This is a genomic window from Mesomycoplasma ovipneumoniae, assembly GCF_030012565.1.
In the GTDB taxonomy this organism is placed as follows: domain Bacteria; phylum Bacillota_I; class Bacilli_A; order Mycoplasmatales; family Metamycoplasmataceae; genus Mesomycoplasma; species Mesomycoplasma ovipneumoniae_D.
In genome coordinates this window covers 420,334-436,993 of record NZ_CP124621.1, presented here as the reverse complement: position 1 = coordinate 436,993, position 16,660 = coordinate 420,334, and the positions used below count along the sequence as shown (strand labels likewise).

At 28.8% G+C, this 16,660-nt stretch carries 5 protein-coding genes and 1 pseudogene; all 6 read right to left on the bottom strand.

The features are described from left to right. Window positions 1-232: 232 nt before the first annotated feature. The gene (locus QJQ40_RS01610; protein ID WP_282861588.1) at window positions 233-6,193 is read right to left on the bottom strand and encodes an SGNH/GDSL hydrolase family protein; all 5,961 of its coding nucleotides are present in this window, start codon (window positions 6,191-6,193) and stop codon (window positions 233-235) included. Between the two features lie 312 nt (window positions 6,194-6,505). Then, window positions 6,506-9,472, bottom strand: coding sequence for a P110/LppT family adhesin N-terminal domain (locus tag QJQ40_RS01605; RefSeq protein ID WP_282861587.1), 2,967 nt, complete (start codon window positions 9,470-9,472; stop codon window positions 6,506-6,508). Between the two features lie 22 nt (window positions 9,473-9,494). Continuing rightward, window positions 9,495-12,386, bottom strand: a complete 2,892-nt coding sequence (locus QJQ40_RS01600) for a P97 family adhesin (protein WP_282861586.1) — start codon at window positions 12,384-12,386, stop codon at window positions 9,495-9,497. A gap of 348 nt (window positions 12,387-12,734) precedes the next feature. Continuing rightward, window positions 12,735-12,923: pseudogene (locus QJQ40_RS01595) on the bottom strand (IS1634 family transposase); the annotation flags it as partial. Window positions 12,924-13,293: 370 nt separating this feature from the next. Continuing rightward, window positions 13,294-15,138, bottom strand: a complete 1,845-nt coding sequence (lpdA, locus tag QJQ40_RS01590) for a dihydrolipoyl dehydrogenase (protein ID WP_282861585.1) — start codon at window positions 15,136-15,138, stop codon at window positions 13,294-13,296. Further along, window positions 15,138-16,067 carry a 2-oxo acid dehydrogenase subunit E2 gene (locus QJQ40_RS01585; RefSeq protein ID WP_282861584.1) on the bottom strand — a complete coding sequence of 310 codons (930 nt, stop codon included), beginning with the start codon at window positions 16,065-16,067 and terminating at the stop codon, window positions 15,138-15,140. The genes lpdA and QJQ40_RS01585 overlap by 1 nt, the downstream gene beginning before the upstream one ends. Between the last annotated feature and the right edge of the window lie 593 nt (window positions 16,068-16,660).

The window sequence follows — 16,660 nt, the reverse complement described above, 5'->3', positions numbered from 1 at the left end:
TTTTGATTACAAAACTAAATTTTGGAGAAATTATGAACCTAGCGAGAAAAATAATCAATTTTGGAAGGATTATTCTAATTTTGGAAAAATTTTGATGAAAAAATCAAGTAGTAGATTTTTCTGGTAATTATAGTGAAAAATGACTTGAAGATAAAAAAATATGCTCTAAACTTTTGATAGAAAAAACTTCGTTAAAAAGAGTTTTGCTCAACTATTATATTAATTTTTAGGGTTATCTATAATTATCAGGATAAGTTCCATCGCGGATTTGCTGCAAAATTTGGTCTTTTAATTTTTCTTGCCTTGTGGAACCGGAAAACCGATTACGGTCAGCATTATAATAAATCATTGTAATCATGTCATTTAGATTTACGTCAGAAGGTGTATAATAAGTATTTGAAAACCAACCTACATGTTTTACAGGATTACCTATTATTTGGTCGATAAAGGTTTTATAATTATTATCAGTAGCTTTACTTTTATCTGATTGTTGACCACTGTGTAACGATGCGCGGATTATTTCAGATGCAGTTGAAGATGAAAAAACACCACCATAAAATGCCCATTTTCGAACTACCTCAGTAAGCTTAGAAATTCTTGATTCATAAGTATAAAAAAGAAGGATTAGCGTTAATCTATAAAGGAGTCTTCCTTTTGATGTTTGTTTGAAATTATTGAATGATATTTTACTAGTTCCTTTGTTCTCAGAGTACCAAATTCTATGAAATAATTTTGAAATTGCTTCAAGTTGAGGATCTTTTTTATTTGATGAAAAAAGATCCTTAAAAGAAATTCCGGTAAAAGGTATGTGATTTAATTCTTTTAAAATTGGCGAAGCCTCGTTTTCCTTTTTCTTATCTCAATTTGGTGAAGCTAAAAATACTAAATCAAAGAAATCAGCAAGTGATTTAGGTGTTATTTTTTGTCCTGTTGGTGTTTTTAATGTTAAATGTTCTTCATCAATTAGACCTTTTTGTTCGCTTGGGGTTTGCCCTGTTGAGTCATTTGTGCTAATTTTTGGTTCAATTTTAACAACTAAATCAAGATTAATTAATTTTGCAAAATCTAATTTACTAAAAATGGCGCTAAAAAAACTAGATGCTTCTTTGCTAGAATCTAAAGCTTTAACTGCATCTAACATTTGATCTAAAATATCAGAAATTAAAGGATTGTCAAAACCTAGACCAATGAATTCTTTTAAAAAAGCTTTAGGAATCTCTCTTGGATTTTGAACATTAAATTTAGTCAAACTTGGGTTGCTGCTGTCTAAATTTAATTTTAAATATGAGGCGATTACATCAACTGCTATATCTAAAAATTTATCATGTTTTACTAAAAAATCAAGCACATGTCACAAATAGGCCTTCAAAAATTGGCTATTAGTTTGGGTTTGTGAACTCTGGGCTTGATGGTTATTTTTATGACTATTATCATTACCTAAAAATTTAGTTAAGATTCCTGAAAATGTTTTTACATCTTTAAATGATTGTTGATTTTTATTTATATGATCTAAAATTCGAAAAATAAAAAGTTTGTTTGCAGAATTTGGTAAAAAATCTAGCAACAAACTTTTAAATGTTGGCTCAATTTTTTCCTTACTTTCTTTTGATAGACCGCTAAAAATTGAAAAACTAGCAATATTTCCTACGCTTAATAGTTCAATTTTTTCTTTGAAAAAATCAGATTTAAAAATCTTTGTCAATATATTTCAAATATTATCTTTTTCTGATTTATCAACTTGATTATAAACTGTTGCAATTTGCTTGACTAGATCAACGATAAACTCTTCATTTCCAATTTCAGATTCTAATAATGAATTCAAATTGGAAGTAGAAAACTGACCGTTAGTTAATTTAGTCAAAATAGTTATAAGCTTTGTTAAAAAAGCATTTTCTTTTGAATAATTTGCCGACTTATTGACTGGATTTTGTTTTTGTGTTTCTGTTGAAGATGAAGTTGGGGATTGTTCTTCAGGACCAGAATCACTAAATGGTCGAGCTATAATTTGAAAATCAGAAATATCTTGACTAACATTTATTTGTTGAGGTCGTTCTGAAAAAATATCTATTGACTCTGGCTCATTAGTGTAATAACTATCAATATTATTTCGAATTATTTTCTTAATTAGCTTGAAAAAAGATCCAAATTCTGCTTCTTCAAATTTAGTGTTAAAAATTTTTTCTGATAATTTTGCAAAATTGCCTGTTAGATTGTTTTCTTTTTCGTCTAATTGAACAATAAATTCACCGATAATTTTATTAAAATGTTGCCTTTCAAATAAAGACTTAATTAATGATAAATTATTTAATGGCTTATTAATTTTTGCTTTTGCAACTATTTTAAAATAAGAATTAAATAAATCTTTAAGTCCTTCAGATTGTAAAAATGAATTAAAAATTGGAACAATATCTTCGCGATATCCTTCTGGAATACTTGATAAACTTGATTGAATTTGCTCTGCAATAGGCTGAGTTTTCATTACCTCAGCAATTAATGAAGAAATTTTATCTGGAGTAATTTTATTTTGGTCTTGGCCTTGTTTGCTTGTTGCATCTGAAGAATAGTAATTATTTGCAATATCAACACTAAAACTATCAAATAAAGTCTCAATAATCGATTTATTAGGGGTTGGATTATTAGAAATTGCATCTAAAATAATGGTAATTATTGATTTTATTATTAATGGCAGTTGAATTTTTGTCTCATCTCGAACACTTAGGATTGAATCTTTTAGTTTTGTCAAAAAATCACGAACAAGTTCTAATATTGTATTAACAGAATCTTCTGATAAATTTAGTTTATATTCATCCAAAATTGCCCGTAAAAATCCAGAAATTGATTCTCAAGTTGTTGTATTTCCTAAAAAAAGTGTAAAAACTTTTTCAATTAATTGAGAGTTTTCTGTAATAAAATTCTCAATTAACGAACTAAAATCAGAGTGTTCTTCAAACTTTTTATCATCAAAAAAGTAATCAATAAGTTTTGAAAGTAATTCTTCAACTTCTGAAGATTCAAAGAAGCTAGATAAAATATTTAAAAGGGGTTTTTGAATTTTTTCCTTGTTAAAAAAACTATTTTGGTTTAGTTTTTCGATTAATTGCTTATGTAAAAATGATTGATCAAAAAGGTTTTTGAAAAATAAAACCAGATCTTGAGTTGAAATTTTGCTTTTAAAATCAAGACTAGCAAGACTTTTTAAAAGTGAATAAATTTGTTCTTGACTAAAAAAGTTATTTAGAAAATAACTAGAAAAATTTTGAAATGAAAGTTGTTGGTCAAGAAGTGCGATTTTTGCTGAATATTCTTGAATTTCTGATTCATTATTTGCTTTTCTTGCTGATTCAAGGTTGTTTTTAAGTGAGTCATACTCGTTAAAATTTGATTTTGTAAAAGTTTCGAAAGTATTTATTGCGCCTTTAACAAATTCAAAAATTAAATTATTAGTCGGACTTGTTTTATCATCTTTTCAAATTTGATATTTTGAGTAAAAATCTTCAAAAATTAGTCTAATAATTTCCGAAAAAGTTTTAACCGATGTAGGTTTTAAACCTTGCTCACTTAGTGAATTGCTAATTAAATCAATTAGACTATTTAAGAAGTTTTCATTTTGAACATTTTTTGCAAGAAAATCGTAAATATTTTCCTCGAGTTTTGGTAAATTATTAGCTAAAAACTGAAAACCAAAACGATTTAAATCATCAATTCGCTTATATTGGCTTTTATTTATCAAAAAATCATTAATTGCTGAATTTACGATATCTGATAAAGGTTTGAATGAATTTGAAACTAAAAAATCCTTGACCGAATCAAAAAGGAAGGAAAAACTAGCATAATTTGGCGAAGAAGTATCAATAAAGTTGCTTAGGTCAAATTTTGTTAGAATTGGGTAAAATTTATTAAGTAATTTTTTAAGTGACTCAATTTGATTATTGCTTAGCTCAAAACTTAAAAGTTCATGAAATAAATCAAGTAAATTTTTGGAATCTTTAAAAAAAGATGTGTAATTTGTATAAATTTGGTCAGCAAAAATTGATGAAATACTCTCAAAATTTTTATAATCAGATTGCTTAATAACTTCTAAAAAGTTTTTAGCAGCAATGTCATTCAATTTGGTCCAGACATTTGTTCGCACAATAACATCAGCAAGCGAAACTAAAAGATCAGCGAGCGAATCTTGATCATCTTTGGGCAAATTCAAATTAAAATTATCGTTAATAATTCCAACTAGAACCTTAACAGACTCATGATGTTTTAGAGTTTCAGAAATAAAATTGCGGATAAAACTAACATTATCAGCGTCATTTTGAGGATTTTCAAGGTAAGTTTGGATTATTTGCTGAAAAGTGGCAGAATTTTTATAGTCTTTAGTGCGAAGCTGGAAATCAGTAATTATTTTTGTAAATAATTTTCTAATTGAGTCAAAAGTAAAAACTACCTTTAAATTATCTTTATATGCAACATCAAGTTTGATAATATTGTTAATAATAAGATCCTGAACTAAACTTTGGCCAAAAATAGAAGCAAAAATTAGTTCTTTAGTTTTTTCAGGATTTTCACTGGCAAATTCAGAAGTTACAACTGTATTTAAAACATCAATTATCTGTTTTTCATCAAAGTCAGCAAAAATTTGATTAACTAAATCAGAAATTGTCGCCTTTTGTCAGTCTTGGGTATCAATAATATTTTGAACATAAGTCTGAAAGCGCGTAATTATTTGACTAAAAAAGCCACTTGAGAAAATTTTTTGCAAAATTTGGGCAAAAGAAGCGCCAGCTTTTTGGTTTTCTTTTCAAAAATCAGTTAAAGTTTTTTGCACGCCTGGATTATTTTGGAGTCCTAACTGGACAAAACGGCTTAAAAAATCACCAAAATTATTATTTAATATAACATTTACAAAATTTTCAAGCGGTGATTTTTCAGTTTTTTGAATGTCTGCAGTCGTTCTTTCTTCAATTTGAGAGGTCTCAGAAATAAACTTATCAGTTGAGCCTTCAAGACTTAAGGCCGCAAGAATTTGTGAATTTGGTGCTATATTTAAAGTACGACGATAATTATTTAAATCTTTTTCGATATAATCCTTATCTCAGCCTAATTTTTTGTGTTCTTCGTTTTTAAATAAAATATCTTGTTCCAAAGCAAGTTTGAACAAGAGGTCTTGGGCCATTTTTTTGTAACCTTTTGTCGAAGGGTGAATATCTAATTCTTTTGTTGCAAATTCAGTTGGATTTTCTTGTCAAATTTTTTCATTATACAAGTCAACATATTGAACTTTTTGAACTTTGGCAACTTGTTTAATTGTTGAATTTAGACGTTTTATTGCTAAATTAGCATAGTTTTCGGGCAACCCTATTTCATTTGTTAGTAATTTTTCAAAAAATTTAACAATATTTGATGTCAAAGAATTATATCCGACTAAAACGATTCGAACATTAGGATTGATTTTGCGCAAATTTTCAACTAATGTTAGCAAATTTCGATAAATTTTTTGGTAGGCTAGTTCAATATTTTGCATAAATTCAAAACTTGCCTCAGCTTTTGTGGCAAGTTTTTGGAGTGGTTTTGCAATTACACGAAAATCAATAGATTCAATTAAATCGTTTGCCCCTAATGAAAGTGTTATTAAATTTGAATCTTGAATTTTTTTGTGGAGTTTTGGAAAACTTGTTGCCGAAAAGTCATCAAAAACTTCACGAATTTGTTGTCCATATGGCGAATTTAATTTTTTGTCTAGATGATAATTGAAACGAAAATGTGTTTTGTCTGAATTTTTGTATTTTTCATTTTCAGGATTAAGTAAATATAGTCAATCTGTGACTGTTGTTCAAGAAAGTGCCAAATTGTCAAACGATTTAAGGGCGTTTGGATTAACTTTCTGAATAAAATTAGCAAAAAAGGCAGGATACGAAAGTCCTTTTACTTGATTTTTTTCATCAAGCATACCTCTAACATCAAAAGAATAATCCCAGTTAAAACCAGCAGAAATTGAATCACCTAATGATAAATAATTAATTTTATCCAAAAGCTCTTCAGTTTCTTGGGCCGAGTGGGTAATTGGTATGTTAATTTGATCGGTTTTATCGCGATTTTTTATGCCAATCAAAGTAATTCCAGAAATAGTTAAAGATAAGGTGCTAAAACTCAAAAATATTTTGAATGCTTTAGAAAAATCAGGTTTTGAGATACTTTTTTTCATTATTTTACCCCGCTTCTTTTTGTTTTTCCAGATTTTTTTAAGAAAAATCGATTAGATTGGTCCAATTAGTTAAGGAGCAAACTAGAAAATAAAATTAAATTATACACTAAATAAGTTTAAAAAAACTCAGATAATTATTTTTTCTGAAAATTAGTAGAAGAAATTCAGACAAATAATTTTTATCTATGATTTTTGATTGTCGCACTTTTGTTAATTTTTTGTACTAATTTACTTGGTTTAGTCTTAAATTTTGTTGGTTAATTATAAAAAAACCTCGTAAAAACGAGGTTTTTTTATAATTAAAATTTGTGATTAGACATATTCAGATCTAAATTTTTCAAAAAGTTTATTATATTCTTCTTCACTTTGAGGTGTTTCAAATAAAACAAAACCTTTAAAGGTGATTCCAGTTTCAGATCTTGAAAGTCGTAGTTTGTCTAATTGTTCGTCGATTTGTTTTTGACGTTCTGATTTAGTGGTTCCAAAAGTAAAACCTTTTTCAAAATTTATTTTTGCACCATTTGGTATTTCACGACTTCAGGTAAATCTCGGTTTTTTAGCATCATCAGATTCACTAGAATAAAACTTAATGTTCATGACTGATTTATTGTTATCTTTTTTTTGAACATCCACACCTAAAATAATAGTAGATTCAGAATTATTAAGAAAATCATGAAAATCATTGTGAGGATTTTTTGGATCAATTCCTATTACAGTTCTCATAGTATTCTTTTCAATTACAACTGTAATTTCACCATTATATGTTGTTTGAAATCCTTCTTTATCAGGTGTTAGAAATCCATCTTTATTCTCACGAAAAATTTTAGCCGGGGGCTTTGGGACAAAGTCAGCGCCGATTTTAAAAACATCGGGCACCTTATATTCCTTTTCAATAACTAAGTTAAAATTATTTTCTGCTTCACCTGTTTTTAGTAAAAAATATTGGAAAAAGTCTATCTGGGGCAATTTATTTGGTTTAAAAGCATAAAGGAAGGAAGTGCCGTCTTTTAAATTTAGATCAGTGTTACTGTTTGAATCTTTCTCCAAAGAAATTCCACCTTCGGCTAGATAAATACCTTGTTCTTGTTCATCAACATGAACTTTTTCTTTTGATTTATCAGAAGGTGCGCCATTTGCCTTAAACCTAAAATTTGGATTATTAACGGCTGAAATTGATTTTACAACTTGCTGTTTTTGACCATCTTCTAAAGATTGTTCTTCTGTTTCAATATTAGTTTTTCAATCTAAAAATAGGTGAGTTTTTACACTATCGGAAAAAGATTTATAAAGTTTATTATCTTTATTTACATCATCAACTTCAACTGTTAAATTTCTTTCAATTCCATTAGGGGTTTTAATCTTAAGACTTATTTCATAGGTCTCATCTTGATGATTTGCAGAAATAGAAACAGAAGTGCCTTCAGGAAGATTAGATTTTTCAAGACTTTCAAGAAGTTTTCTTAGATAATCACCTAAAGATTGATCACTTGGAGAAGTAGTTGTGTCTGGAGATTGGCTTGGAGGAGTATCTGAGCTTGGAGAAGGAGAAGCTGATTCTGAACCTGAAGAAGTTGAATCTGTGTTCGAAGGAGTCGAACTTGATTCTGGTGCATCTTGGAATAAGGTTGCTAAAGCGCCAACATTTGTAGCAACATCTGTAGAAGTATCCGAACCATCAGTGGACTGATTAGCGCTCTGATCAACAGTTGGAGCTATTGGAGTTTGAGTAATTTTGTTACTTTTTGTTGCAAAAAAATTAAGAGCATCGAAAAAAGGGGCTAGTTGGGTTGTTATATCTTTTATATCGTAAGTTCTATTTAAAAAAGGTTTGATTTTATCATCAATTGTTGAAGCAAAAACTGTAATTGGCAAATCTTTCTTGATTTCAAAGTTTAAATTGTCAATATTTTCTGATCCTTGTTGATCAAAAGTCTCAATTGCATTTTTAAAATATGCGCCATAAATTTCTTCATTTGCATCAAATTCTAGTTCAAAATTGAAAGTATAGGTATTATCTTCGCCAAGATTTAGACCTAAAGGAAGTAATGTTCCATCACTAAAATTACCTTCAATATTTAGTCCAACATTGACAATATTAGAATTTTTAGGGTTATTTTTGTTTTCTTTTACTGAAAAAGTGACACTTTTTGGAGCAAAATTAGGGATTAAATCTTTAATTTCTTCTAGAAATTTATTGTTTTCACTTGCATTTTCAGTTGTATTTGAACTTGAATTTGAAGTAAATCAAGAATTAAACTGTTGAAGATTTAAATTTTGAGGATTTTGAGCAAAATATTCTGATACACTAAGATTGTTTTGTGCTAAATGTTTAGAAATTTCTGAGTTAAATTTATAATTTTTCTTAAAGATTTTTAATAATTCAGAAGAATTTTTTTGGTCAGTTTTCTTAGGTACATCAACAAAATTAAGTGTTAATTTGCTACTTTTTTGTGTTTTTTTATCAAATAAACTTAATGCTAAGTCAATTTTATTGTCAACATCGTCAATGTTTGTAAACATTAATTTTTCATCTTGCAAATCAGGTTTTATTTCAAAATTAGAAGGAAAAACAAAAACCGGTTCAGAATTTATACTAAAGGAAATTCCGCCAAATTTAGAAAATGTTGCAAACAGTGCTGAACTTGAATTTTTTGTTTTTTCAAAATTTTCCTTAAATTCATTATAAAACAAAATGGCAATTTCCGTTGCGGTTTTTCCTTCTAAAAAATCTTGATTTAGAAGACTAATTGATGCATTCAAATTTTGTGCTGAAAAATTCAAGGTTTTATCTTGATCTGAAAAATCTAAATCAAAACTTGCGGTATAATTTATACTTTTACTAGAATTTGAAATATTAACGGCAAGATTTTTTATTTTATTTGACTCAATTTTTACTTCAGATTGACTCCTTGGAACAACCAATCTGAAATTGAAATCTGGATATTTTTCACTAATTTGACTAAAGTCAATTGCATTATTTAAGTCAAAATTATATGACTTATCAAAATGCAAATTTAGCGCATCAGAAGCACTTAATTTTTTAGCAAATTTTGACTTAAGTTTTAAATTAGCAACTAAACTATCAAATTCAGTCGTGTTAAATTCTGAATTAACGTTTAGGTTTGTAGCATTAGCTAATTTGTCGTCAAATTCCGATAATTTTGAATTATAATTTTTTGACTGTAAGGAGATTAGATACGGAACACTAGCAGAAATACTAACGACCGCGCTAACTCCAATAATTGCAAAAATTATATGATTTAACTTAATCTTTTTCATGATAATTTCCCTTATAAGTTTATTATTTTAACAATAGAGAGCTTGTGTGCTCGATGATAATAACGCGGATAGGTCGACTTGAGAAATTTTGAGGATTATTTTTATCATAAAGATATAAAAATAAATTATATTGAACTGAGCTAGCCGGGCTAGTAATTTTCTCAATTACACCGCTAGTGTCACCGTCGGTAGTTTGCATTGATGTTGTGTCTGACATCCCTGTTTGACTTGGTTTTGCTTTTTTTATTGCAAAGCCTAAATTTATATCTTTGTGTTCTGAGATTAAATAACTGCTAAAAGGTAGTTTTTCTACTTCTTTATCAACAGGAACTGGTTCGTTTTCCTTTGATTTTGAGATGGCGGCTTTGATTTGAGCTTCAAAATCTTTAAAATCTTGATTGGTTAAGAAAACTATTTGCGAATTTGGTGAAAAAGTTGAGGCAATTTCATCTAATTTATCAACTTCATCACTTAAAAGTTTGTTATCAGGGTTGATTTTTAGTTCAATTTCTGATTTTTTTGTTTGATAAATAATGCTAACTAAATCACCATTTTTATCAACTGGACCAATATTATATCAATATTTTATTTTTAATTTTTCGGCATCTGGTTTTTCTAAAGCATCAACATTTGTTAAATTAGGTTCCAGGCTAAATTGAATTTTGTAATTAAAATCCTTTCCAAAATTACCAGTAAAAAGTTTTTGATCCTTTTGTTTTGAATAAGCTAATGAATAAAAAGCTGCAAGAAAATCAGTAAGATTTTCAATATTATTTTTCCCGGTTTGCTGTGAAAAATCAGGTTTAGTGAATTTATTTGATTGTAATTCAATCTGTTTTATAAAATATTCAGGACTAAAAGATGAATTTGTTTTCATCAAATTAAGCGTATTTTTAAGTTCATCACTGATATAAAAACCATTTTCAAGAGGTTTTTCAGTATTTAAAAAACCATAGTTAAATGAAAAAAGTCAAACTGTTGGCTCAGAATCGTCATCATTAATTTGACCACGCGGTTGTTTTGTAGGCTTAATTTTAATGTCGCTTAATTTTTTAAATAATTCATTACTATTAGAATTTTCTGGCCAGTTTGTTTTATCTTCTATTAATTTAAAATGTTTAAGATAATCAAACCAATATTTTGCGACAAAACTAATGTCTTGTTTTGATAGAAATGACAAAAATTGTGAAATTTTCTCATGACTATTAAAATAATTAGAAAAAATTGATGTTATACCTTTGGAGGCTGCATCATCAACATTTGAATTTTTAATTAAATCTTCAACAGTTGGCAAATTGTAACTATCAACCATTGATTTTAGTTGAGTTTCGTCAAATCTAAAACCATAATAACGAGAATTTTGAAGAACTTTCTTTAATTTATCAAAATTATTTGACTGAATTAGTGCTAATAATTCGTCTTTTGGAATTCCTTTTTGATTTGCTGGTTTTTGGAGTTTTGGTTCAATAGTCAAACTGCTTTTGTCAACTAAAGCTGCAAAATCAGGATCATTTTGAGCTAATATTTCAAAATTTTTAATACTTTGTGAAAATTTTTTTGTAGCAACAATTTTATCGTTTCTTTTATCTTTAATAACAATATCACCATTAATTTGGGCAACAACATTGTTATCTTTAAAATCTAAATTGACTTGCTCAGTGTCTAGTTTTATTTGAACGTCTAAAAATTTTGAAATTTGGTTAAAATTTAAATTTTCTAGCTTATTTTGGAATTTGATCTTTGATATTAGTGGTGTTTTTACAATTTTTTCAATAAGTGAATTAAGAAAATTGGCGCGATTTTCTTTGGTTGCAAAAATTTCATTATTATAGTAATTTAGAAAATCTCACCCTGTAATTAAAGTTGAATTATTTTGACTAAAATTATCTATTGCAAAATAATCACTGTCAGAAAATTCACTTAAAACAATATCATCACTAATTGACTTATCAAGGAAAGAATCACTTAAATTGAGTTGAGTAGTAAGGAAAAATTTGGAATTCTTGTTAATATCAGCAGCAATTTCCTTTGAAAAATCAGAAGAAAACTGGGCAACAAAGGTCAATTTATAAACGCCTGGAGTTGCAGTTTTTACTAAATATCGATCAGTTATAATTTGATCTTTCACCAAATTTATATCATAGCGAGGTTTTTGAGTACCGCTTTCAGATTCAAAGTAAAAGCTTTTATTGCTAAAAATTTGTGAAATTATCTCATCAAGGTTGAAATATTTGTTAATAATTTTTCTAGCTTCAGTGTCATTTTTTGCGCTATTAACTTCTTTTTGGAAATCTTCAACTGAAATTAGCTTTGTTAATTCTTTTTTAAAAGAAAAATTAACCTCACTATTTGTGTAAGGTCTTAATTTCTTGAGCTTGTCTTCTGAGTAAGTTGAAAAATTAGAAAGTGAATAATCTGGAACATAATTATAAGCAACTTTTTGTTTAAATAAGTCAGAAATTGCTGTTTTATTGTCATCTAATTTTTGTGAAACTCGCCAAAAAACCTCAAATGTTTGCTCATTATCGTCAGGTTTGATATCAAAAATTTCTAGTTTGAAAGGTTTTCAATTATGATCGGTAGAAAAATTAACGGGAATGCTAGAGTTATTTGTCTGGTAAAAATCAAAAAAATCTGTTAAATCAATGTCAGTTTTTTTGGTATTATCGTCGTTTAAAAGTTTCTTTTTTAGATCTAAATAGTCTGAATTAGCATTTAAATATTTATCCTTTATACTAATGAAAGAAATTGATTTTGCTTGATTTTGCACATCAATTCGCGGGTTTTTTAGTTTTAAATTTGCAAAAACAACTAGCGGAACGGCAATAATTGCTGCACCAGCAATAGTGCTTAGACCTAAAAGAAAAATATTTTTTTTAGTTAGTAGTTTTTTAGTGATTGTACTCTTCGACACACTTCCTCCTAAGTATTCTATAAAAAATTCTAGCAAAAAAAAAAAAAAAACAAAGAAATATTGTAAAATAGTATGTTTATTTCAGAATATTGAAAAAATGTCTGTCAAAATGAAGCAATACAAATTTAGAGTTAAAGACAAATTTAAATACATCAAAATTGACAGTCTAAAGGTTAAAAATTAAAATTTTGCACTAAATTAAAAAAAGGAAATTAAATCAATAATTTCCTTTTTTGATGTTTTGAAGAAATCAATCCCGAGTTTCCCAGTTTCATAAGGTAATTTTAAAAAAGCATCTGGTTTTAGGCAGTTTTTTAAGTTTTTTGGTAAAAGTTAGTTACAATTTTTTTACCGATTTATTAAGATATCAAAGTAAAAATCATACCTATTTCAAATATTCGGATCACTAGGAACGCCTTCGCGATTTTTAAATATCATTTGCTGATCTAAAGTATTAAACTCAACCCTTTGTCTTAATTTTTGCAACATCGTTGCTAAACCAACTTCAGTTAATTGATTGTTTGTAAATAACTTGTTTCAAATTTCATGATTGAAATTTCCTTAAAATATTTAGGTTTTTTGACAAACAATTTGTTTACTTCAATAAAACCATTTTATTTTGTTTTTTCATAATTTATAATTATACCATAAAATTACTTAAAATATAATTAAATGCCATTAATAAAAATTAAGGTTTTACGTTCAAAAAACACTGATTTACGGGTGTTTTTTCATATTTATATTCACTAAAAAATGAATTTTTGCCTTAAAACTGGGAAACTCGGGAAAATTGACAGTCTAAAGGTTAAAAATTAAAATTTTGCACTAAATTAAAAAAAGGAAATTAAATCAATAATTTCCTTTTTTGATGTTTTGAAGAAATCAATTGAGTTGACTAATTTTGATTTTATCTTTTTAGTTTTGCTTGTGCAGCACGGGCTGCTTCTCAAATTACTTCGCTATAAGTAGGGTGTGGGTGAATTGCTGCTGCAAGTTCATGAATTGTTACCTCAGCATCCATTGAAACGACAATTTCTGAAATCATATCAGTAGCTACTGGACCGATAAAGTGAGCACCAAGAATTTCGCCATATTTTTTATCAACAATTAATTTAGCAAATCCGTGGGCATCTCCGGCAGCAATTGCTTTACCAATGTGAGCAAAACTAGCTTTTCCAACTACAAAATCATAACCTTGTTCTTTTGCTTGTTCTTCAGTTAGACCAACTGAAGCAATTTCAGGGTGAGTATAAACGCAAGCTGGAACGGTTTTATCGTTATATTTTTCACCTTTTCCGGTTATTGTACTTACTGCAACAACGGCATGACGGTAAGCAACATGGGCTAGCATTGCTTTTGCACAAAGGTCACCAATTGCATAAACTCCATCAACATTTGTTCTGCATTGGTCATCAACGATAACACTTTTGCGAGCATCAAGTTCAACTCCAACTTCGCTAAGACCTTCAGAATTTGGCTCACGACCGATGCTTACTAAAATTTTATCAGCGCTAATTTGTTGTCTTTTTCCGTCAAGTTCGTAAATAATACTATCATTTTCATAGCTAATAATATTAGAATTTAGGACAACATTAACACCACGGTCAGTTAAGTTTTTTGTAATAATTTGTGAAATTTCGCCATCAAGGTTTGCTAAAAGTCTTGGAAGATTTTGTAAAATTGTTACCTTAACTCCAGCAGCGACAAAAATTTGGGCAAATTCAACACCAATAACACCACCACCAATTATTACAATTGAATTAATTTTTTCTTCAAGATTAATTGCTTCTTTTGAAGTTAAAATTTTTCCAGATTGGTAACCTTGTTCAAAACCAGGTAAATTCAATTTACGGTCACGTGACCCAGTTGCAAGAATAATATGTTTTCCACGATAAACTTTATCTTCAACTGAAATTTCGTGTGCACCGAGGAATTTGGCCTCACCAAAAATGCTTGTAGCTCTTGCTGATTTTACAATTGCCTTAACTCCACCAACTAATTTGTTAACAACTTCAGTTTTTCGTTGGTGCATTTTCTCTCAGGAAATTTTTACATCAGTTTTTCCTTCAAGACCATAGTCGCTAAAGTGACTTACATAATCAAGAACTTCGGCAGTTTTTAACATTGCTTTTGTTGGAATGCAGCCAACATTTAAACAAACACCACCTCAATATTCTTTTTCAACAATTAAGGTTGATAAACCACTTTTACCTGCCTCGGCAGCTGCAAGATAACCACCAGGACCTGAACCGATAACAATTACATCAAATTCTTGGTCAACTTTACCTTGGTAAACTTTGCCAGTATTTACAGAAGAGGTAGGTTTTTCAGGTGCTTTTTCAGCTTTTGGGGCAGGAGTTTTAGCTGGTTTTGGTGTTGATTTTTTTGGACCAAAATCAAAACTTAAAAGATCATTGCTTACTTTTACTTCACCAACAACACTTGCTCCGCTTGCTTCTTCTTCCTTTTTCTCTTCAGTTTTAACTTCTTTAACTTCGGCAACATCGCTATCACCTGATCCATCATCAATATAATAAATTTCTTGACCAACGTGAATTGTGTCACCTTCAGCCATTAAAACCTTAACAATTTTTCCGGATTTTGGCGAAGGTATGTCAGCGGTAATTTTGTCAGTTTCAACTGAAAACAACGAATCACCTTCATTAACTTGGTCGCCTTCTTTTTTGTAAATTTGGGCAACTACTCCTTCATGGAGCCCTTCTCCAATGTCAGCAAATTTAAATTTATACATTATAAAATTCCTAAAATTTCTGGTTTTTCTAATAATTCTTTAACTCTTGCGGCAAAACGACCAATTGTAGCTCCATCAATTCAACGGTGATCGGCTGCAACTGTTAGATGCATAATTTTGGCTGCAACAATTTGTCCGTCTTTAACTTCGGCTGAATCAATAATTGCACCAACTCCAGCAATTGCTAATTCTGGATAATTAATTACCGGAACACCATAAAGAGAACCAACAGATCCATAATTAGTAATAGTGAATGATCCGCCTTGCATTTCACTTGGTTTGATTTTACGCTCACGAGCTGCTTTGGCTAGTCTAACAATTTCACTGGCAATTTCAACGATTGAAAGAGTTTGGGCATTTTTTATTACTGGAACCATAAGACCGGCTTCAGTATCAACGGCCAAACCTAAGTTTATAGTATCAGGATAGACAATTTCATTTGCAGCTTCGTCGTATTTTGCAGCAATAATTGGGTATTCGCTAAGTGCAATTAAAATTGCTTTTGCAATAAAAGCTAAAAATGTTAGTTTTATCCCAGTTGTTTTTTGCACTGATTCTAAAACAGATTTACGAAGTTTTCAAAGATCTGTTACGTCAATTTGGTTTACTAAATTAACATAAGCCACAGAATTTCATGAATTTGTCATTGCTCTTGCAATCGCTTTACGGATTGGAGCAATTTTTTCGCGTCTTCCATCTAGTTTTGATGTTGGACTTACTGTGGTTGTTGAGGCTGGTTGGGTTTTTGGAGTAGGAGCCTCAACTTTTGGAGCTTCGACTGCAGGAGCAGGCGAAGATTTTAGAGAATTTAGATAATTCTCAACATCGGATGACTCAATTTTTCGTCCTTCAATTTTAAGGTCAACAAGATCGATATTTGCTTGCTTAGCCATCGCTCTTGCTTTTGGGGTTGCTAAAATTTTTGACATATAATTTCCAAACTAATAATTTAAAATATAAAGATTTTCGGGTTGTCTAGATAAAAAAATAAAGATACTTAATTAAAAATACAACAATTAATTATACATTAAAAATCGGCAAAAAAAAGAATTTTTTCAAATTTTCCAGCATAAAAGTTTTTTATTAACAAAAAAGTTTAGTATTTTAAATTTTTAGACTAAAAATTACTTGTTTTGGCTGTTTTAACTTAAAAGGCTAAATTACAAAATATTTAAACTACTTTTTTAGTTAAACTGCCCCGGCAAAAATCAATTTATGGACAAAATAACAAAATCATGAAAAAATACAACTACTATTTAAACTCAATGCAAATAGAAGACTCGTTTTTATTTGCATTGAGCCTAAAAAAATATGTGAAGTTTTGAAAGAGTCATAATTAAAAGCCTTAAATTTGAGATTTCTAAACGGGTAAATTTAAGGCATTGCATTATATTTAAAAATATAATGGAAAATTCGCAATATTTAATTTTTTCAAACAAAAAACATAATTAAATCCTCCCTAATTCAATATCAATTTATTAATTCATTCTTAGTGTTGTTTATTATAACACAATTTTTTCTT